Source organism: Halomonas sp. ANAO-440 (assembly GCF_019915905.1).
Classification (GTDB): domain Bacteria; phylum Pseudomonadota; class Gammaproteobacteria; order Pseudomonadales; family Halomonadaceae; genus Halomonas; species Halomonas chromatireducens.
Genome location: NZ_JAHXBV010000004.1, coordinates 56,109 through 76,615 on the forward strand (window position 1 = coordinate 56,109; position 20,507 = coordinate 76,615).

Here is a 20,507-nt window from a genome sequence, read left to right on the forward strand (position 1 = left end):
ATATACAGCCGTCAGGTGCCGACGTATCGACACCATGGCGCTTCTGGTCCGTCGCTTCGGACGCGAAGCGAATGCTTGTGATGTTTCGACCGCCGCTTCGGTCGTCATCGGGCCATGGAGGATGTCACATGAGCCAAGAACCCCTGATCAGCGATTCTCATGAGGATGAGCAGGAATTCCTCGATGCCGTCAACGATGACGATTATTCCCGCCCTCGGGCTTCCAGCCGACACGAAACCCTGCGCGCCCGTCGCCGCGTAGAGGCACTGCTGGAGGATCGTCGTCTGCAACGCGCCATCGAGGACGACTGGATGCTGCTCGACGAAGAGGACGAGTAGCCCCACGACTGACCACCATCCCGCAGCAAAGGCCGGCGCAATGCTGGCCTTTACCCTGCCTGGCCACTATCATCGTGGCCACTGAAACCCTCAACCCAGTGGAATTCCATGGCGCAATACGTCTACACCATGAATCGGGTGGGCAAGGTCGTACCCCCCAAGAAACAGATTCTCAAGGACATCTCGCTCTCCTTCTTCCCGGGCGCCAAGATCGGTGTGCTGGGCCTCAATGGGTCCGGTAAATCGACGCTGCTGCGTATCATGGCCGGCGTCGACAAGGAGCATGAAGGCGAAGCGCGTCCCATGCCCGGCATCAACATCGGCTACCTGCCCCAGGAACCGCAGCTCGACGACGAAAAGAGCGTGCGCGAGACCGTGGAGGAAGCCCTGGGCGAGATCCAGGACGCACAGGCCAAGCTCGATGCCGTTTACGCCGCCTACGCCGAGCCGGATGCCGATTTCGACGCCCTGGCCAGCGAGCAGGCGCGGCTCGAGAACATCATCGAGGCCGCCGATGCCCACAACCTTGAGCGCAAGCTGGAAGTCGCCGCCGATGCGCTCCGCCTGCCGCCCTGGGACGCCAGGGTGGGCAATCTCTCCGGGGGCGAACGCCGCCGCGTAGCTCTGTGCCGCCTGCTGCTCTCCAATCCCGACATGCTGCTGCTCGACGAGCCCACCAACCACCTGGATGCGGAATCCGTGGCCTGGCTGGAGCGCTTCCTGCACGACTATTCGGGCACCGTGGTGGCCATCACCCACGACCGTTATTTCCTCGACAACGTGGCCGGCTGGATTCTCGAGCTCGACCGTGGCCAGGGCATCCCCTTCGAGGGCAACTACTCCCAGTGGCTGGAATCGAAGGAGAAGCGTCTCGAGCAGGAAGCCAAGCAGGAAGCCTCGCGCCAGAAGGCGATCAGGCATGAGCTGGAGTGGGTGCGTAGCAACGCCAAGGGCCGCCAGGCCAAGAGCAAGGCACGCCTCAATCGCTTCGAGGAGATGCAGTCGGGCGACTTCCAGAAACGCAATGAGACCAACGAGATCTATATTCCGCCCGGGCCGCGCCTGGGTGACAAGGTCATCGAATTCCACGGCGTCTCGAAGCGCTTCGACGACAAGCTCCTCTACGAGGACTTGAGCTTCACCGTTCCCAAGGGCGCCATCGTGGGCATCGTCGGTGGCAACGGTGCCGGCAAGTCGACGCTGTTCAAGCTCATCGACGGTAAGGAACAGCCGGATGGCGGCGAAGTCGTCGTCGGCGATACCGTCGAGATCGCCTACGTCGAACAGCTACGCGATGCGTTGGACGACAAGCAGACGGTATGGGAAGCGGTGTCCGACGGCCAGGACATGCTCAACATCAACGGCTATCAGGTCTCCTCGCGGGCCTACGTGGGTCGTTTCAACTTCAAGGGCAACGACCAGCAAAAGTTTCTCAAGGACCTCTCCGGCGGGGAGCGCGGCCGCCTGCAGCTGGCCCAGACCCTAAAGCAGGGGGCCAACGTGCTGCTGCTCGATGAACCGTCCAACGACCTGGATATCGAGACCCTGCGTGCCCTGGAAGAGGCCCTGCTCGCCTTCCCCGGCTGCGCCTTGGTGATCTCCCACGATCGCTGGTTCCTCGATCGGATCGCTACCCACGTACTCGCCTTCGAGGGCGACTCCCAGGTCGTCTTCTTCGAGGGCAACTACACCGACTACGAGCTGGATCACCGCAAGCGGGTCGGCAACGATACGCCCCATCGCATGAAGTACAAGCGTATCGACGCGTGATAGTGCGCTTGAGCTAATCTACGAGGCCTCGCCAAATGGCGAGGCCTCGTTTGTTTCATGGGGATTCGCTATCGCCCGTCATGGTCGTCTACCGGTGATCAGTGAGACGATGAACAACACCAGAAACAGAAAGAACAGTATCTGGGCAATGGTAGTGGCTGCACCGGCGATGCCGGTAAAACCAAGCACACCTGCGATAATGGCGATAATCAGGAACAACATTGCGTTGCCGAGCATAGTGACCTCCTTGGTCTTTTGATTCCTAGCGCAAAACGCTAAAAAATCCCTTTGTGTATCCCTAAGCCTTGCGTCAACTGATGGAATCGTCAAGTTACCGCCCGTCATCCCTTGTAACAGATGTCTGCTTTCCGTATCCCTCAAATGCTCAATAGAAACCCGGCTCCCCGACAGGACGGGTCTTGAAGCGACGGTGCAGCCATAGATACTGCTCGGGGTGCTTGCGAATGGCGCCTTCGATAAAGGCGTTAACCTGGGTTGCATCCTGCACTTCGTCGCCGCTGGGAAAGGCTTCCAGCGGGGGGTGGCACTCGATGGTATAGGTGCGGTCATCGGGGTTGCGATGGAACATCAATGGTACGACCGGTGCGCCGGTCATCCGTGCGATCTTGGCAGTCAACCGAATCGATGCCGTCTCGATTCCGAAAAAGGGCGCGAACACGCTGACATCACGGCCGAAGTCCTGATCCGGAGAGTACCAGACGATATGTCCCGCCTTGATGCGACGTACCACGCCACGCAGATCACGGCGATCGATGGCTTCGCCGAAAATATCGCGGCGTGCATCGGTCATGAAGCGATCGAACAAGGGATTGTTGTGGGGACGATAGACGACATCGGCCGGGAAGTAGAGCGAATGTAGCGCCCCGCCAAGGTCGAGGGTAGAGAAGTGAATGCCCACCACCAGCACCCCCTTGCCACGGGCCTGAGCGGCAGCAAGATGGTGCCGGTTCTTGTAGGTGACCCGGTGACGCAAGTGCCGGGGGTCGCGACACCAGGCGGTTGCCGTCTCGAGTATCCCTATTCCGTTGGCGATGAAGGTCTCGCGGACACGCTGACGACGCTGCTCATCGCTCCATTCAGGAAAACAGAGGCGCAGGTTGGTATCAACGATATGCCGGCGCCGTGGGACCAGGCGCCAGACCAGGAGGCCGATACCCTTGCCCAATGCCAGCTTCAGCCGCCACGGCAGCCAGGCCCCCATCCACATGAAGCCGATCGCCAGCCAGGCGGGCCAGAAGCGCGGGTGGGCAAAGGAGGAGGGCCAGTTACGCTTGGACATACAAGCTCCACTCGATCAAAAGCCGCATCATACCGCGCCCGCTGAAGCCGTGCAGGCGAGCCGTCACCAACGCGGTCATTGCCCCTTTATGTGCCGAGACCGAGATAGCGGCGCGGCACCCTCGGAAGCACGCCGGTAAGCAGGGTATAGCTGATGGTGTCGCAATGACGCGCCACCGAGTCCACCGACAGCACCCTGCCGTTGGATGCCTGCCCCCACAGCACCACCTCGGTGCCGATACCGGCCTCGGGGATGTCGGTCACATCCACGGTAAGCATGTCCATGGACACCTTGCCGGCTATGCCGGCAGGCTGCCCCGCCACCAGTACCGGCGTGCCATCCACGGCGTGGCGGTCGTAGCCGTCACCATAGCCGCAGGCCACCACCGCGATACGCGATGTCCGCGGCGCCTGCCAGCGGCCGGCATAGCCGACTGCCTCGCCCGCCTTCAGGTCGCGCATGGCAATGATCTCCGAGCGCAGCGTCATGACCGGTTTCAGGCGTCGCGTCGCGTCGCTGGCGACCTCCAGGGGATCGCTGCCGTACAGCATCACCCCTGGGCGCACCCAGGCACCATGCGCCTCGGGCCAGGCCAGGGTCGCCGGCGAGTTGGCCAGGCAGAGCGGCACGTCAAGACGCTGCGCCAGCTCTCGCATGCAGGCGAGCTGCTGGCGAAAATAGCCGTCATCGACGGCGTCGGCGGTGGCAAAGTGGCTCATCAGCTGCACCGCGGTGACATACTCTGGACTATCGATGAGGCGCTTCCAGACATCGATGGCCTCTTCTGGCGTGAATCCCAGGCGATGCATGCCGGAATCGACCTTGAGCCACACCGGGATCGGCCGGGCCGGGCGATGCAACAGCAAGGCCTTGACCTGCCACTCACTATGCACCGCCAGCCACAGGCCAAGCGCTTCGACACGGGCCAGCTCACCGGCCTCGAAGATACCCTCGAGCAGTACGATCGGCGCTTCGATATGGCCCTCTCTCAAGGCCTCGGCTTCCTCGATGCTGGCAACCGCAAAGGCAGGCGGCCTGACGCCGGCCGGCAGGGACTCCAGCGCCGCTGCACAGGCGACGCTGCCATGGCCGTAGGCGTCGGCCTTGATCACTGCCAGCGCCTGGCTGTGGGGTGCCAGCTCGCGAGCCAGGCAGTAATTGTGACGCAGGGCGTCAAGGTCGATATCGGCGACCAGGGGCCTTGCCATGAAAACCTCCTCACGAGAAGCAATGACGCCGAATTATCCTCTATATCATTACTATAATCACGAAAAGAACCACCGATTTATCGGTGGTTCTTTATAGTTAATTCTAAAATTCAACAAAATATCAGTTCATCTTAATGCTGATTAGCCATCATGCCAGTCAGCCTTCACGAAGGCGCCCGGGGACGCTCGCCAATATTCATGACCGGATTGTCATTGGCTTCGTCCGGCAGCTCCAGGGAGACACTCTCCTCATCGGAGAGCCAGGCATTGACGGCCTGGATCGAGTCCGCCCCGAGCAGCCCCGCCTGCAGCTGTAGCTGCAGCAGACCCAGCACATAGTCATAGCGGGCTTCGGCATGGTCGGCGATGGCATTGAACAGGCTCTGCTCGGCATTGAGCACGTCGACGATATTCCGCGTGCCCACCTCGTAACCCGTGCGCGTCGCCTCAAGGGCGCTCTGGTTGGACACGATCGCCTGGCGGCGCGCCTCGACGGTCTCCACATCGTTATTGACGCGGGTAAACAGCGAACGTACCTGCTGGATGGTGTCGCGGCGCTGTGCCTCGAAATCGTACTGGCTCACCTCCAGGGCAAAGCCGCTTTGGCGGATCTGTGCCTCGGTGGATCCGCCCGTATAGAGCGGTACGCTGGCACGGAGTCCGACCTGGCTCTCGGAGCTGTAATTCGTACCGGTACGGTCACTGTCCGACCAGCCATAGGTAGCGAAGGCGGAGACTACCGGACGCTGCCCCGCCCGGGAGATCTCGACCTGGCTCCTCGCCACGTCGATGCCCGCCTGTGCCATCAGCACCATGGGGCTGTTGTCCATGGCGAGCGTGACCCAGTCCTCGCGATCCCCCGGTTCGGGCGGCACGATGGGGATATCGTCGTCCAGGGCATCAATGCTGTCATAGCGGTGCCCGGTCAGCCGCTCCAGCGCCTCGAAGCTGACCTGCATGGCGCTTTCTGCCGCGATGCGCTGAGCGCGCGCCAGGTCGAAGGAGGCCTGGGCCTCATGCACGTCGGTAATGGCGATCAGCCCCACCTCGAAACGTTCACGGGCCTGCTCCAGTTGGCGACTGATGGCTGTCTCCTGCGCGCGACGAGCGCTCAGGATATCGTGGGCACGCAGGATCTCGAAGTAGGCATCAGCCACCGTGAAGAGCAACTGCTGTCGAGCAACATCCAGTGACACGGCATCGCGGTCGATCTCCCGCTCGGCCCGAGCGAGCTGGGCCTGTCGCGCTGGATCATAGAGCGCCTGCTCGGCGTCCAGGCTTACCCCGACGCTATTGATGGTGTCATCCTGGGGGGCGGATTCACCCGGCACATCGCCGCCAGGCTGGCCCTGCGGGGCCTGCTGGCCTTGGGTGGGGCTTGAATAGATACGTGAATGGCTGACGTTGCCCCCGACCGATATCTGCGGCAAGAGAGTGCCGCGCTGCACGTCCCGGGCGGCCTCGGTTGCAAGAAAACCGGCGCGAGCGGATGCGAGCTCGGCATCGTTTTCAAGGGCATCCTGGGCAATGGTCCAGAGGTCGGCGCCTTGCGCACTGCCGGCCATTGAAAGAGTGACAAACGTGGCAATCCAGCGCTTGCGAAAGCAACGTGATAAGGCTGGGCGAGACATGGTCGATGTTCCCTTAACGACAAGACGCGCCCGGAAAACCGCAAGGCGCGACGACGATGCGCCGTAGCGCACCCATGATACGAACTGGCCGGAACGGGCCGCCTGCCGGGCCAGCGGCCCATCCCGGAGCATAAGGGAAATGCTGAACAAATCGACGAGCGAGATGAAGCACAAGGCGCACGGAGCACAGGAACCGGAGCATATGGGTTATATGTGAGGATTCCGAGCACCGCGCAACGAAGTGATGCACTCGCACAGTCATTTGTGCAGTCTTTCCTAAGCGCTATTCGAAGATAGAGTCCATGGACAGGCCCTGCTTCTCCAGTACCCGACGCAGCTTCTTGAGCGCTTCAACCTGTATCTGGCGTACCCGCTCACGGGTCAGGCCGATTTCGTCCCCAACCTCTTCCAGCGTGGCGGCCTCATGCCCGCGCAGGCCGAAACGGCGGATCACCACCTCTGTCTGCTTTTCGGTCAGTTCCGCCAGCCAGTCGTCGACATGCTGCTTGACATCGACGTCCACCAGGGACGACTCGGGACCCTGCTCGTTGTCATCGGCAATGGTCTCGATCAGCGGCTTGTCGCTTTCGCCGCCCATCGGATAGTCCACTGACGAAACGCGCTCATTGAGCCCCATCATCTTCTTGACCGCCTCAACCGGCTTGTCGAGGTGTTCGGCGATCTCCTCGGCGGTGGCCTCGTGGTCGAGCTTCTGGGTCAGCTCGCGGGCCGCCCGAAGGTAGATATTGAGCTCCTTGACCACATGGATCGGCAGGCGAATGGTGCGCGTCTGGTTCATCAGCGCCCGCTCGATGGTCTGGCGAATCCACCATGTAGCATAAGTGGAGAAACGGAAGCCCCGCTCGGGATCGAATTTTTCAACGGCGCGAATGAGCCCAAGGTTCCCCTCCTCGATCAGGTCGAGCAGGGTCAGGCCTCGGTTGAGGTAGCGCCGGGCGATCTTGACCACCAGGCGAAGGTTGGACTCGATCATCCTCGATCGACCGGCGGGGTCGCCCTTCTGGGCAAGGCGGCCGTAATAGACCTCCTCTTCCGGTGTCAGCAGGGGGGAAAAACCAATTTCGTTGAGATAGATCTGAGTGGCATCGAGGCTGTGATGATAGTGCTTATCCTCACGGCTCAGCGCCTTTTCGAACGCCTCCTCTTCCCTGACTACACTCTCTTCACTGGCGCCAAGCTCCTGCTCGGCTTCAGCGACATCCTCTAGATTCACGTCCTGAAGGTCCCGTTCAAGCATGCTCATCGGTTGCTACCCCGTGGTTTCGTCCTGAGGTGCCGGTCTACACCTGACATCATCTTTCGGCACGCGTTGCGCTGTTATTATGTCATCACGCGGCGTCGCTGACGCCGCCATACTATCCGGCGGATGGCCCGAAGCGACGGTCTACCGCTCCGGCAGATAGTTCAGGGGGTCCTGAGGCTGGCCATCCTTGCGCACCTCAAAATGCAGCCTGACGCTCTCCGCATCACTATCACCCATGGTGGCGATGACCTCACCGGCCTCGACCACATCATTCTCGCGAACCCTGAGGCTGTCGTTGTGGGCGTAGGCGCTGAGGTATTGGTCATTATGCTTGAGCAGAATGAGGTTGCCATAGCCTCTCACTCCGCTGCCCGCGTAGACCACGATACCTGGGCCAGCTGCTCTGACAGGTTGCCCCTTTTGCCCGTCGATATCAATGCCTGCGGTGATACTTCCGCCTTCACCGAAACGCCCGATCAAGGCGCCATCGGCCGGCCATTGCCAGTCGACCTCTTGCACCGGCGTGTAGCTTCGACCTTCTCGCTCAGGCGGTTGTTCCGGTGCACCCGCCACCTCGGTTCCGGCATCCGGCTCGGCGGCTGGGGCTGGCTCGGGTTCCGGCGCCTCGACCACTTCCGGCTCTTGTGACGGCTCGGGTGTGGGCTCGGGCTGACGCTCCGGCTCAGGCTCGGGCTCGGCGGCCGGTGGTGCCGCGGCGATCTGGCCGGCGCTTTCCACCGCCGCCTGGCTCGGGCTCGGCTCTCCGCTTTCCAAAGGCTCGGCAGTCAGGCGCCGGCTGCGCTCGATGGCCTCGTCATCAGGCAGCAGCCAGTCGCTATCACCAACGTCGACAGTACCACCCAGGCCAGTGGCCGTGGCAACTTCCGTATCGCGCTGCTCGCGGGGTGCTTCGCTGGCAGGGCGCGCGGCTCCACTCTCGTCCAGCCGCAGCTGCTGGCCTGGCTCAATCCTGTAGGGCGGGCTGATCTGGTTGAGGCGCGCCAGATCGCGATAGTCCATGTCGTGTCGCCAGGCAATACCGTAGAGCGTATCGCCAGCCTCCACGGTGTATTGACTGACAGAAGCACGCTCGCGGCTCACGGAGAGATCGCGAACCTGGGGAGCGGAGTGCTCCTGCTGAGCGGCACAGCCGGTCATCGCCAGGGCGACGGCGGATACCAGTAATACCTTACGCATTGGAGCCATCCTCCTTGTCAGGCGAAGTTTGAGGGCCGGCCGCCACCTTCCCGGAGGCACTCACACGATGGTAGCCAGCCAGGGCCAGCACCAGCACGGCGCCGATCAGCATCGTGGCCAGCACCGGCAGCATCATCCCGGAGTCCCCGGTCAGGTTGGCGTAGTCACCGGGGGTCAGGTAGCGGTAGTCGAGGGGGATCATCTGGCCTTGCGGGCCGAGCTGGTAGCGCACCAGCTCACGCCAGGGCCAAAGCACCGGCAGCGAGCCGACGATGAAACCGATCAGCAGCTGCATCGTGGCGGTGCGATGGTGGTGCAGCAGCCACGACAGCAGGCGCGAAAAGCCGAACAGGCCGATCAGGCAGCCGACCGCGAAGATCGACAGCAACTCCAGGTCGAAACCGCGAATGCCTTCCATCACCGTGCCGTAGAGCCCCATGGTCAAGAGCAGGAAGCTGCCGGAGACCCCGGGCAGCAGCAGAGCGCTGATGGCGATGGCGCCACCCACTATCAGCATCAATGCCTCGCTGCCCAGCAGGGTGATGACCGGCATCAGCGAAGGCAGCGCATGGGCCAGCAACAGTCCAACGACGAGCGGCAGCAGATGCCACAGCTTCCAGTCGGCGGGGTGACGGCTGACCACGATGGCCGAGGCGGCAACCAGCCCGAAGAAGAAGCCATTGAGCAGCAGCGGGTGCTCTTCCATCAGCCACACCACCAGGTGGGCCACCGTGACCAGGCTGGCACCAATACCGAGCAGCAGCGGAATTGCAAACGCCAGGTTGAGGTGGGTGGCCAGGAGGGCAAGGCCGCCACGACGCCAGGCAGTGAAGGCACTGGGGCCAAACTGCTTGATGGTATGGATCAGCTCCTCGTAGATGCCGGTGACGAAGGCAATGGTGCCGCCGGATACCCCGGGAACCGCATCCGCGGCCCCCATGCCGGCGCCCTTGAGGAACACACTGAGTTGACGCTTCAACGAATCACTCCTTGCAGCAGCGGCACGAAACGAACTCTCTCGAGCCGCTTGACTTCTTGTCGGTTGCCGACGCGACGAACCCGGGTCAGCCATTGCTCTCCCCCGGCATCGGCCAGCGGCAGAATCATGACGCCGCCATCGGCGAGTTGGGACACCAGCACGTCCGGTAATTCCTGAGCACAGGCGGTCAGCAGTATGACATCGAAGGGCGCCGCTTCGGACCAGCCGTGCCCCCCGTCCGCCAGCCGCAATCGAACGTTGTATGCCTTGAGCAGACGTAGACGCTCCGCCGCTCGGTGATGCAAGGCATTGATTCGTTCGACGGACCAGAGTTCCGGTACCAGCCGTGCAAGAATCAACGTTTGGTAGCCGGAGCCGGTACCGATCTCCAGCACGCGCCGGGGCGACTCATTCAGCACCAGCTCGGTCATCCGCGCCACCATCCATGGCTGGGACAGCGTCTGGCCCAGACCGATGGGCAGCGAGGTGTCCTCGTAGGCCCGGTGTGACAGCGCCTCATCGAGAAACAGGTGGCGCGGCTCACTGGCCATGGCCGTGAGCACCCGCTCGTCCTCGATGCCCTGGTCGGCCAGACGTGCGACCATCCGGTCTCGGGTTCGCTGCGATGTCATGCCCACCCCGCGCAGCAGCTCGGGCAGTTGTTCAGGTGAATGCATCCAGCCAGCCTTGCACGTCTTCGATGGCCGCATGACGCGTCAGATCGGTCTGCAGCGGCGTGATCGACACATAGCCCGCCTCGACGGCGGCAAAGTCGGTATCCGGCCCATCATCGGCATTCCGGCCGACGGCTGCAATCCAGTAACGCAGCCGCCCACGTGGGTCGCGAACTTCCATGGGTCGCTCGGCGGGCCCGCGGTAGCCCATTCGGGTCACGCGAAAACCCTGAATTTCGTCCCAGGGAAGGTCCGGCACATTGACATTGAGCAGGCTGCGCGGCGGCAATGACAGCTGGTCCGCCGCCCCTACCAGGCTCGCCGCCACCCGGCCGGCGGTATTGAAGTGACGAGAGCCCACCAGCGACATGGCGATGGCCGGCATGCCCAGGTTGCGCCCCTCCATGGCCGCTGCCACGGTGCCGGAATAAAGCACGTCATCACCCAGGTTGCCACCATGATTGATCCCCGCGATCACCAGGTCGGGCTTCTCGTCCCACAGGGCGTTGACGCCTAGATAAACGCAGTCTGCCGGCGTCCCGTCCACGCAGTGAAAGCCGTTGTCCAGCGCCGTCAGCGACAGCGGCCGGTTCAACGTCAGGGAGTTGCTGGCACCGCTGCGGTCGCGGTCGGGCGCCACCACCCGCAGGCGGGCGTGTGCGTCCAGCGCGTCATACAGGGCACGCAGTCCCGGGGCATGTACCCCGTCGTCGTTGGATAGCAAGAGTCTGCGCATCGGTATGGTCTCTTCTCCCCCAGAGGGTTCAGTTTCCGTTCAGGTCAACGCCGGTGTCGCACCCAATGTCGGGTGCTCGATCAGCTCGCGCAGCACCGCCGTGGCAAAACTGCCACGGGGCAGGATGAAATCGAACCGCAGGCACGCCGGTTCGCGACCCAGGCGGGGCTCTCCCAGGCGCATGCGCAGGGGCCGTCGGGCCAGCTTCACCCCGGCGCGCTCCAGGCCATCGCAGAGCGGCCCATGGCGCTCGCGCAGGCGCTGCTCGTACCCCGCCGCGCTGCCCGCCGTGGCCGACGAGCCGACGCCCCAGAGCACCCCGCTTGGGTGCAGGTCGAGTCGGGCGGCTCGCTCGGCCAGCTCAGCATCGACGGTGTCGACAACGAACTGGCTGGCAGTACCATCGAGCATCGCCACCTCCCCCGGCAGCAACCGGTCCCAGTTGCCATCCCCCTGGCGCATGGCCAGCAGCTCGTTGAACAGATAGCTGCGAGCGGTGGAGAGCATCATGCCCTCCCGATCGTCCCGCTTGCGCCAGCCGCGGGCCAGCACCGCCCGCGCTCGCGCCAGGTTGCGGCCGTCGGGGCCGAAGCGCTGCGGGCCAAAGCCGTTGGGCACGCCATGGCGGCACAGCCACTCCCAGCGCGCCTCCAGCCCGGGCGCCTGAACCGCCTCCCCGGTGATGACCAGCGAGAAGCGGTTTCCGCGGTGAACGCCACGCTTGAGCTTGCGGGGATGGCGCACCTGCTCCAGCACCTGCACGCCGTGGCTCGCCAGGCGCTCGGCCAGGTCACCGGGGCCCTCGCGGCCCGGCAGATGCACCGACAGCCACTGCCGGGTCACGGCGATGCGATCCTTCATGCCGGAATAGCCCACGGCGCGCTGCGTCACCTCGCAGGCGCGAGCCAGATGGCGCACCACCTCCAGGGTGGTAAGCCCCCGCTTCTCTACCCAGAGCCAGAGGTGCTCACCCTGCCCCTCCGGGGCGAAGTCGAGGATCTCCTCGACGACGAAATCCTCCGGGGTGTCGCGATAGTCACCGGCCGGCGGCGGGCCAAATTCGGCATCCAGCACCCGCGGCCAGGGATCGGCCGTCCCGGTCGGGGTCATCGTGAGGCTCCCGCTGTCGCTGCCTGGTCATCACGGGCAAGCAATAGCACCACCGCCTCGGCGGCAATGCCCTCGCCACGACCCGTGAAGCCCAGCCGCTCCGAGGTAGTGGCCTTGACGTTGACCGAGCCCGGATCGAGGGCAAGGTCGGCGGCAATACAGGCCACCATGGCGGCGATGTGCGGCGCCAGCCTGGGCGCCTGGGCGATGACCGTGGCATCCACGTTGCCGACCCGGTAGCCGGCAGCAGAGACCAGGCCATGCACGTGTCGCAACAGGACACGGCTGTCGGCGCCCGCCCAGGCCTCATCGGTATCGGGAAAGTGGCGGCCGATATCACCCAGGGCGCAGGCGCCAAGCAGGGCATCGCAGACGGCATGCAGCAGCACGTCGCCGTCGGAGTGGGCGACGAAGCCCTGTCCAAAGGGAATGGCGGTGCCACCAATCATCAGGTGATCGCCTTCGCCAAAGCGATGCACATCGAATCCATGACCGATTCTGACCATCTAGCGCTTCTCCCTGCAAGACGCCGTAGCGTTTACCGAACCCTCGGCATGCTGGGCCGAAAGAATCCGTGCCGCCAGCCCCAGGTCTTCCGGATGGGTGATCTTGAGATTGTCCCGCCGACCGGCCACCAGGCGTGGCGCCAGACCCAGGGCCTCCACGGCGGAAGCCTCGTCGGTCACGGCCAGCCCCTGCCGCCGGGCCGTCGCCAGGGCCCGGCACAGCAGTCCGTAGCGAAAGCCCTGAGGGGTCATGGCATGCCACAGCCCCTGTCGCAACTCGGTGGCAGCCACCCGTCCTGCGCCATCGTCACGCTTCATGGTGTCGGCTACCGGGGCGGCAAGCAGTCCCCCTACGGCATCGTGACGCAGTTCTTCGTAGAGTCGCACCAGGTCATCGACGGAGACACATGGCCTGGCCACGTCATGCACCAGAACCATTTCGTTGTCGCCCGCCCTACCGGCCAGCGCTGCCAGGGCGTGGGCCACGGAGTCGGCCCGCTCGGCTCCGCCATCAACCCGCTGCCAGTCGGCGAAGGGTACCCAGGCCGGGTCGAACAGGGCATCGTCCGGGTCGAGGCAGAGACACAGCCGCGCCGTGGGAAAGGCCTGGTGCAGACGCGACAGGGTATGAGCCATCACCGGCTTGCCCGCCAGGGTCAGGTACTGCTTGGGCCGCTGGGCGCCCATCCGCCGCCCCTGCCCCGCGGCAGGCACCACCAGCCAGAGCGCTTCACTCATCGGCAGCGCCTCCGGAAGCGGAGGAGGGCTGGCGAACCAGGCCGGCGTTCGCCTCCAACAGGCTGCCCTCGATCACCACGCCCGGAACCCAGTAGAAGTGCTCGTCGGTACGCACCATGCCGATATCGCTGCGGGCCCGCTCCTCGATGGCGTCCAGCCCGGTCTTGAGGTCGACCACTTCGGCGCCGAGACGCGCATTGCGATCGCGCAACGGCTTGTTGTCGGCATCCAGCGCGGCGACCCGCTCGCGGATCTCGCGCAACTCCTGCACCCCGCTGTCGCCGAACCACAGCCGGTATTGCAGCAGCGCCAGCATCACTAGCAGGGCGATGGCGAGCCACCTGAGCATCGGGGTCCTTCCTCACTGATTCGAAACGGTCGCCATTATGCCACCTTCGTCCCGCCGGCTCACGCCCTGAACGGTAGTGCCTGCTCAGCGATCCGACTGTAGGCCGCCACATGGCGCTGCTCCTCGTCACAGAATCGCGCCACGGCCGCACGCAGCCCCGGATCGGCCAGATAGTGCAGCGAGCGCAACCGATGCGGTGCGAAGCCGCGGCTCAGCTTGTGCTCGCCCTGTGTGCCGGGGTCGAAGCGGGTCAGGCCCCGGGCCAGACAGTGCTCGATACCCTGGTAGTAGCAGGCCTCGAAATGCAGCGAGTCGGCCACCACCTCACTGCCCCAGTAGCGTCCGTAAAGTGTCCGGCTACCCTGCAGGCAGAGCGCCGCAGCCACCGGCCTGCCTTCCAGGCGCGCCTGAACCAGCACCAGCGCCTCGGGCAGCGTACGGTGAAGCCGCTGAAAGAAGTCGAGATTCAGATAGCCATGGCGGCCGCGCTCCAGATAGGTGATCTCGTAACAGCGGTAGAAGTGCGCCAGGTCCTCCGCGCCGATCGCCTCGCCCTGCAGGCGGTGCAGAGTCAGCCCCTGCTCGGCGACCAGGCGTCGCTCGCGGCGGATCGCCTTGCGCCGCTTCGAGGTCATGGCCGCCAGAAAGCCGGCAAAGTCCCCGTAGCCCCGGTCCTGCCACTGGAACTGGACCCCGTGGCGGACCACCAGCGCCGGCCTGGCCGCCAGCCAGCCGTCCACCTCGTCCCGCTCGGCAAACAGCAGGTGCCAGCTCGACAGCGAGCCGCCCTCCCAGGCGCTGGCGAGCAGGTTCCGAGCCGCCAGCGGGTCGACACCTTCCGCCAGCGCCAGCCGCGGGCCCGGCGCCGGCGTGAAGGGAATCGCCGTCAGCCCCTTGGGGTAGTAGCGTCCGCCGGCGCGTTCCCAGGCATCGGCCCAGTTCCAGTCGAAGACATACTCGCCGTAGGAGTGATACTTGTGGTAATACGGCATGGCCCCGACCAGTGCCTCGCCCTGCCACAGCGTCAGGTGGCGCGGCTCCCAGCCCGTGGCGGCTCCCACCGAGCCGCTGGCCTCCAGAGCATGGAGGAATTCATGGCGCAGGAAGGGATGGTCGTGGCCAACCAGGGCATTCCACGCATCGGCTGTCACTGCCTCGATGGCGGGGAGCTTTTTCAGGACGAGCTCGGACATGCGACTCCTGCTTTTTCGGTGAAGACCGATACCGCCGGCTGACAAGCGACCGGCAAACCGCCTACATTGTGCCCAGACCCACCCGCTCCTTCCATCACCCTCATACAGGGAGACGCGAATGGCCGACGCCAGCCAGCTGTCGGCGCACCTCGACGCGCAGCGCCAGGCCTTCGATGCCGAGCGCTACCCGACCCTCGCCGTGCGCCGCGACCGCCTGAGACGACTGGGCGACATGACCCGGGAGCATCGTCAGGACATCATCAAGGCGATTCGCCAGGACTTCGGCTATCGCCCCGAGGCCGAGACCCGGCTGCTGGACATCGCCCGGGTGCTTCAGGCCGTGCGCCATGCCCGCCGACACCTCAAACGCTGGATGCGGCCCAGCCGGGCGGCCGTGCCCTGGCGGCTGTGGCCGGCCCGCGTGCGCGTCCATCGGCAGCCTCTGGGCACGGTGGGCATCATCGCCCCCAGCCACTCGCCCTGGAGCCTGGCCCTGCTGCCCGCGGTGGATGCCCTGGCGGCCGGCAACCGGGTGCTGATCAAGCCCAGCGAAAGGTCGCCGACGACCAGTGCCCTGATGGCACGGCTGGCCGAACACTACTTCTCCCCACAGGAACTCAAGGTCATCACCGGCGACGCAGGCACGGGTCGGGCCTTCGCCGCCCTGCCCTTCGACCACCTGCTGTTCACCGGCGACGACCGGGCCGGGCGGGAGGTCGCCCTGGCCGCCGCCGCCAACCTCACCCCGGTCACGCTGGAGCTGGGCGGCAAGACCCCGGTCATCATCGGCGCCGATGCCGACCTGGAGCAGGCGGCCGAGCGCCTCGCCTTCGGCAAGTGGTTGAATGCCGGTCAGACCCGCCTCGCCCCAGACTATGTGCTGGTGCATGAGCCGCATCTGACCGCCTTCGTGGCGGCCCTGACCCAAGTGGTGAAGCGCTTTCACCCCAGCGGCCCGGCCGGCGACGACTACAGCGCCATCGTCGGTGAGTCGCACCGCGAGCGACTCGACGCCATGCTGGAAGAAGCACGGGATCACGGCTGCAGGGTGATCCCGCTGGGCGAGACGCTCGAACTCAGCCGGGGCGCCAAGCTGCCACCGACACTGGTGATCGACCCGCATGGCGAGTTGGCCATCATGCGTGAGGAGATTTTCGGCCCCTGGCTGCCGATCATCGGCATCGGCGACCTGGATCACGCCCTGGCCTTCGTTCACGAACGGCCTCGCCCCCTGGCGCTCTACGCCTTTACCAACGACCCCGAGCAGCGCAGACGCATTCTCGAGGAATCCCACTCCGGCGGCGTCGTCTTCAACGATACGCTCTGGCATAACGCCGTCCCCAACCTGCCGTTCGGCGGCGTGGGCGGGAGCGGCATGGGCGGGTACCAGGGGGAGGCCGGTTTCCTGCGCTTCAGCCACCAGCGCAGCGTCTTCCTTCAGGCCAGGCGCAGCAGCGTGAGGCTGCTCAACCCGCCCTACCGGCACTGGCTCTACCGGCTGATGGGGTTTTGAGAAAAAATACGTAATAAAACTACATAGCAGCCGAAAGGCACGTATCATGACGGGAAAAAGTGCGCGATAATTTGTAAACTTACCGCAAACACCACTCAACGATGCGAGGTACCCCATGGCTCGCCCATCCGCAGCTCTTCACTCAACCGTCCACCAGGTTACCGAGCGCATTCGCAAGCGCTCACAGGAGCGGCGCAAGCTCTACGAAGCCCACATGGCGGCCCAGCACAGCCAGGGCGTACATCGTGGCGAGCTCTCCTGCGGCAACCTGGCTCACGGCTTCGCCGGCTGCGATGTCGCCACCGACAAGGACCGGCTCAAGCTGACGAACAGCGCCAACCTGGGCATCGTTTCGTCTTACAACGACATGCTTTCCGCCCACCAGCCCTTCGAGGACTACCCCGCCGCCATCAAGGAGGCGGCACGCGGGATGGGGTCCACGGCGCAGTTTGCCGGCGGGGTACCGGCGATGTGCGATGGCGTGACCCAGGGGCAGCCGGGCATGGAGCTGTCGCTCTTCTCCCGCGACGTGATCGCCATGGCCACCGCCGTGGCGCTTTCCCACAACATGTTCGACGCCGTGCTCTATCTGGGGATCTGCGACAAGATCGTACCCGGCCTGTTCATCGGCGCGGCCCGCTTCGGCCACCTGCCGGCGGTGTTCGTGCCCGGTGGCCCCATGACCAGTGGCCTGCCCAATAACGAGAAGGCGCGCATCAGGCAGCTCTATGCCGAGGGCAAGGTGGGTCGTGACGAGCTGCTGGAGGCAGAGTCCCAGTCCTATCACAGCCCCGGCACCTGTACCTTCTACGGCACCGCCAACTCCAACCAGCTGATGATGGAGATGATGGGCCTGCACCTGCCCGGCGCCTCCTTCGTCAACCCCGGCACCCCGCTGCGTGACGCCCTGACCCGCTACGCCACGGAGCAGGCGATTCGCAACACCGAGCAGAGCGGCGACTACCGCCCGTTCTACCGCCAGATCGACGAACGCGCCATCGTCAATGCCATGGTCGGCCTGCTCGCCTCGGGGGGCTCCACCAACCACACCCTGCACCTGGTGGCCATGGCCGGCGCGGCGGGCATCACCATCGACTGGGACGACTTCACCGAGCTCTCGGCAGTAGTGCCCAGCATGACCCGCATCTATCCCAACGGCCAGGCCGACGTGAATCACTTCCAGGCCGCCGGCGGGATGAGCCTGCTGATTCGCGAGCTGCTCAATGCCGGCCTCATTCATGGCGACATTCCCACGGTGTTCGGCACCGACCTGCACGCCTATACCCAGGAACCCTTCCTCGAGGAGGGCAAGCTGGTGTGGCGCGAAGGCCCCACGGAGAGCCACGACCGCGATGTGCTGCGTCCGGTGGCAGCTCCCTTCTCCCCCACCGGCGGCCTCACGGTGCTCGACGGCAATCTCGGCCGCGGCGTGATCAAGATCTCGGCGGTCAAGCAGGAGCACCGCGTCATCGAGGCGCCGGTCAAGCTGTTCGACGACCAGAATCAGGTGAAGGCGGCGTTCGAGTCGGGGGAGCTCGACCGCGACGTGGTGGTGGTGGTTCGCTTCCAGGGTCCCAAGGCCAACGGCATGCCGGAGCTACACAAGCTCACCCCCTTCCTGGGCGTGCTCCAGGATCGCGGCTATCGGGTCGCACTGGTCACCGACGGCCGCATGTCGGGCGCGTCCGGCAAGGTGCCGGCTGCCATCCATGTGACCCCCGAGGCGGTCGATCGCGGTCCCCTGGCCAAGCTTCGCGACGGTGACGTGGTGCGCCTGGATGCCGACAGCGGCGAGCTGCGCGTGCTGGTCGATGCCGCCGAGTTCAACGGCCGCCCCTTCGCCGACATCAACCTGGAACATAGCCACTTCGGCATGGGCCGCGAGCTGTTCGGCGGTTTCCGCCACCTGGCCGCCAAGGCCGAAGAGGGAGCCGGTGTGTTCGGCGGCTTCGAGGCGGAGGTACTGGCACGGCAGCTCGAGACGATCCAGCAGGAGGATCAATGACCCGACCGGCGCTGATCGGAGACATCGGTGGCACCAACGCGCGCTTCGCGCTGGTGGCGCCGGGGGCCTTCGAGCCCTATGACATTCAGACCCTGCCCTGCGCCGACTATCCCGGCGTGGTGGAAGCCGTGCGCGACTACCTGGCGAAGGTCGAGCAGAACGGGACCCAGGCACCGGAAGAGGCCTGCCTTGCCTTCGCCTGCCCCATTGATGGCGACCGGGTCCGCATGACCAACAATCACTGGTCCTTTTCCCGGCGCGAGGCCCAGGCGTCACTCGGGCTGACGCGACTGAAGGTGATCAACGACTTCACCGCCCAGGCGTTGGGCGTGCCCCACCTGGGGCCCGAGGACCTGGTCGAAGTCCAGCCGGGAGAGGCCCGCGAGCACAGCGTCCAGCTGGTGATCGGCCCCGGCACCGGCCTGGGCGTGGCCGGCATCTTCCCGGGACGCCGCGCCTGGATACCGCTGCCCACCGAGGGCGGCCACTTCACCTTCGCTCCCACCGACGAACGCGAGCAGAACCTGCTGCGGCACTTTCGCAACCGCTATGGGCGGGTCTCGGTGGAACGCATCCTTTGCGGCCAGGGGCTGCTCGACCTCTACCTGGCCCACTGCTCGCTGAAGGGGGCGCCACCACGCCACGCCACGCCTGCCGAAGTGACCGAGGCCGCTTCGCACGGAGACGCCATCGCGCGTGATACGCTACTGCGTTTCCTGAAGATCCTCGGCGACATCAGTGGCGATGCGGCCCTGGTCATGGGCGCTCGCGGCGGGGTCTATCTCTGCGGCGGTATTCTGCCGAGGCTGCTCGACTGGCTGCCCCAGAGCCGTTTCGTGGAAGCCTTCACCGCCAAGGGACGCATGAGCGACTACACTCGCGCCATCCCGGTTCACGTGGTCACCGCCCCCTGGCCGGGACTGCTGGGCGCCGCCGAGGCCCTGCACAACGAAGAAGTGGAATGATCTGAAACAAGGAGAGCGAATGATCCCGTCACGCCTGCGAGCCCTGCTCGACGAGACCGATGGCCAGCGTCAGTGCGAATGGGCCGGCCGCCCCGTGTGGCTGGCTCGCGAAAGCTGGGGCGAACTTGCCGTCTGCCTGCAGGGCGCCCAGGTGCTTCACTTTCTGCCTTACGCGCCCGAAGCCGCGCGCACGTCCAGCGCGTCCGACGACACGCGAGCTGACACCGACGCTGCCAGCCCGGTCGAGCAGGAAGAGGCGCTGGTGCCCGGCGGCTGGCTGTGGGTGACGCCGAGGCCGCAGCCGCTGCCTGGCGCCATTCGCGGCGGCATCCCGCTGTGCTGGCCCTGGTTTGCCGATGACAGGGGCGCCGACGAGACACCGGACCGGTCGGGGCCCTTCCACGGCCCGGCGCGCAAGGCCAATTGGCGGCTGGACGCAGTGGATGAACATGAAGAGGGCATCGAGCTGCACCTCTCTCCCACCGAGCCCCTGCATACCCAATTGGCCCCCCGTGCGGTGATACAGGCCAACGCCCGCCGCCTGCACGTGGAGTTGATCACCGAGCATGTCGGCGAAACCCCGGTCAAGCTGAGCGGCGCCCTGCATACTTACCTCGCCGTGACCGACAGCTTCGCCTGTCGCCTGGAGGGGCTGGCCGGGGCCCGCTATCTGGACAAGCTGTCCGGCTTCGCCGAGCGCGATCAGCAGGGCGAACTCGCCGTGCGTGGCGGCCTCGACCGCATCTACCACACCAATGCCGAGCTGACTCTCGACGATGGCAACCGGCGCCTGCGGGTCGCCCGCCAGGGCAGCGACTCCGCTGTGGTCTGGCATCCGGGCGAGGCGCCACCCGACGATACCCCGGCCGGTGCCTCGTACCGCTTCCTCTGCGTGGAATCGGCCAATACCCGCCTGGACCCGGTGTGGCTGGTACCCGGTGCCCAGCACCTGCTGGGAACCACAATCTCTCTGGCGAAGCCGGATACGGCCTGAGGCTTTCGCTTGCTCCAACAGCCAACGAGGATACCTT

The 20,507-nt window shown here is 65.1% G+C and carries 20 protein-coding genes; 6 read left to right on the forward strand and 14 right to left on the reverse strand.

Going from position 1 to position 20,507, the window contains the following annotated elements; genetic code table 11:
• Positions 1-128 precede the first annotated feature (128 nt).
• Both KZO25_RS03535 and ettA read left to right on the forward strand, forming a co-directional pair.
• The gene (locus KZO25_RS03535) at positions 129-338 is read left to right on the forward strand and encodes a PA3496 family putative envelope integrity protein (RefSeq protein WP_066445146.1); all 210 of its coding nucleotides are present in this window, start codon (positions 129-131) and stop codon (positions 336-338) included.
• A gap of 108 nt (positions 339-446) precedes the next feature.
• Positions 447-2,108, forward strand: a complete 1,662-nt coding sequence (gene ettA, locus KZO25_RS03540) for an energy-dependent translational throttle protein EttA (RefSeq protein WP_223135899.1) — start codon at positions 447-449, stop codon at positions 2,106-2,108.
• Positions 2,109-2,186: 78 nt separating this feature from the next.
• Here the strand turns inward: ettA and KZO25_RS03545 are convergent, their stop codons facing one another.
• From KZO25_RS03545 to KZO25_RS03610, 14 genes are all read right to left on the reverse strand, one after another.
• Entirely contained in the window at positions 2,187-2,345 is a 159-nt protein-coding gene (locus tag KZO25_RS03545; protein WP_043516624.1) for a DUF1328 domain-containing protein, read from the reverse strand.
• Between the two features lie 148 nt (positions 2,346-2,493).
• Positions 2,494-3,408, reverse strand: a complete 915-nt coding sequence (lpxL, locus tag KZO25_RS03550) for an LpxL/LpxP family Kdo(2)-lipid IV(A) lauroyl/palmitoleoyl acyltransferase (RefSeq protein ID WP_223135900.1) — start codon at positions 3,406-3,408, stop codon at positions 2,494-2,496.
• Positions 3,409-3,494: 86 nt separating this feature from the next.
• Positions 3,495-4,616, reverse strand: a complete 1,122-nt coding sequence (alr, locus tag KZO25_RS03555; RefSeq protein ID WP_223135901.1) for an alanine racemase — start codon at positions 4,614-4,616, stop codon at positions 3,495-3,497.
• A 164-nt stretch (positions 4,617-4,780) separates the two neighbouring features.
• Positions 4,781-6,247, reverse strand: coding sequence for a TolC family outer membrane protein (locus KZO25_RS03560; protein WP_223135902.1), 1,467 nt, complete (start codon positions 6,245-6,247; stop codon positions 4,781-4,783).
• Between the two features lie 283 nt (positions 6,248-6,530).
• Positions 6,531-7,505: an RNA polymerase sigma factor RpoS gene (gene rpoS, locus KZO25_RS03565; protein WP_223136113.1), complete on the reverse strand. Its 975-nt coding sequence runs from the start codon at positions 7,503-7,505 to the stop codon at positions 6,531-6,533.
• A 147-nt stretch (positions 7,506-7,652) separates the two neighbouring features.
• Positions 7,653-8,708 (reverse strand): peptidoglycan DD-metalloendopeptidase family protein, encoded by a 1,056-nt coding sequence (locus KZO25_RS03570; RefSeq protein ID WP_223135903.1) that lies wholly within the window; start codon positions 8,706-8,708, stop codon positions 7,653-7,655.
• Entirely contained in the window at positions 8,701-9,687 is a 987-nt protein-coding gene (locus KZO25_RS03575) for a DUF368 domain-containing protein (protein ID WP_223135904.1), read from the reverse strand. The genes KZO25_RS03570 and KZO25_RS03575 overlap by 8 nt, the downstream gene beginning before the upstream one ends.
• Positions 9,684-10,364, reverse strand: coding sequence for a protein-L-isoaspartate(D-aspartate) O-methyltransferase (locus KZO25_RS03580; protein WP_066445093.1), 681 nt, complete (start codon positions 10,362-10,364; stop codon positions 9,684-9,686). The genes KZO25_RS03575 and KZO25_RS03580 overlap by 4 nt, the downstream gene beginning before the upstream one ends.
• Positions 10,351-11,097, reverse strand: coding sequence for a 5'/3'-nucleotidase SurE (surE, locus tag KZO25_RS03585; protein WP_066451899.1), 747 nt, complete (start codon positions 11,095-11,097; stop codon positions 10,351-10,353). The genes KZO25_RS03580 and surE overlap by 14 nt, the downstream gene beginning before the upstream one ends.
• A 39-nt stretch (positions 11,098-11,136) precedes the next feature.
• Positions 11,137-12,207 (reverse strand): tRNA pseudouridine(13) synthase TruD, encoded by a 1,071-nt coding sequence (truD, locus tag KZO25_RS03590; RefSeq protein ID WP_223135905.1) that lies wholly within the window; start codon positions 12,205-12,207, stop codon positions 11,137-11,139.
• Complete coding sequence (ispF, locus tag KZO25_RS03595; protein ID WP_223135906.1) at positions 12,204-12,713, reverse strand: 2-C-methyl-D-erythritol 2,4-cyclodiphosphate synthase; 510 nt, start codon at positions 12,711-12,713, stop codon at positions 12,204-12,206. The genes truD and ispF overlap by 4 nt, the downstream gene beginning before the upstream one ends.
• Positions 12,714-13,451 carry a 2-C-methyl-D-erythritol 4-phosphate cytidylyltransferase gene (gene ispD, locus KZO25_RS03600; RefSeq protein ID WP_223135907.1) on the reverse strand — a complete coding sequence of 246 codons (738 nt, stop codon included), beginning with the start codon at positions 13,449-13,451 and terminating at the stop codon, positions 12,714-12,716.
• Positions 13,444-13,800: a cell division protein FtsB gene (ftsB, locus tag KZO25_RS03605; protein ID WP_066451903.1), complete on the reverse strand. Its 357-nt coding sequence runs from the start codon at positions 13,798-13,800 to the stop codon at positions 13,444-13,446. Before ftsB ends, ispD begins: the two co-directional genes overlap by 8 nt.
• 59 nt (positions 13,801-13,859) lie before the next feature.
• Entirely contained in the window at positions 13,860-14,993 is a 1,134-nt protein-coding gene (locus KZO25_RS03610) for a GNAT family N-acetyltransferase (RefSeq protein WP_223135908.1), read from the reverse strand.
• Between the two features lie 118 nt (positions 14,994-15,111).
• Here KZO25_RS03610 and KZO25_RS03615 point away from each other — a divergent pair, with 118 nt between their 5' ends.
• The 4 genes from KZO25_RS03615 to KZO25_RS03630 all read left to right on the forward strand — a co-directional run bounded on the left by KZO25_RS03615 (position 15,112) and on the right by KZO25_RS03630 (position 20,470).
• Complete coding sequence (locus KZO25_RS03615) at positions 15,112-16,506, forward strand: aldehyde dehydrogenase family protein (protein WP_223135909.1); 1,395 nt, start codon at positions 15,112-15,114, stop codon at positions 16,504-16,506.
• Positions 16,507-16,621: 115 nt separating this feature from the next.
• A complete protein-coding gene (gene edd, locus KZO25_RS03620) occupies positions 16,622-18,511 on the forward strand; it encodes a phosphogluconate dehydratase (RefSeq protein WP_223135910.1) in 1,890 nt (629 codons plus the stop codon).
• Positions 18,508-19,476 carry a glucokinase gene (gene glk / locus KZO25_RS03625; RefSeq protein WP_223135911.1) on the forward strand — a complete coding sequence of 323 codons (969 nt, stop codon included), beginning with the start codon at positions 18,508-18,510 and terminating at the stop codon, positions 19,474-19,476. The genes edd and glk overlap by 4 nt, the downstream gene beginning before the upstream one ends.
• A gap of 19 nt (positions 19,477-19,495) precedes the next feature.
• Positions 19,496-20,470 carry a D-hexose-6-phosphate mutarotase gene (locus KZO25_RS03630; protein ID WP_223135912.1) on the forward strand — a complete coding sequence of 325 codons (975 nt, stop codon included), beginning with the start codon at positions 19,496-19,498 and terminating at the stop codon, positions 20,468-20,470.
• The last annotated feature ends 37 nt before the right edge of the window (positions 20,471-20,507 follow it).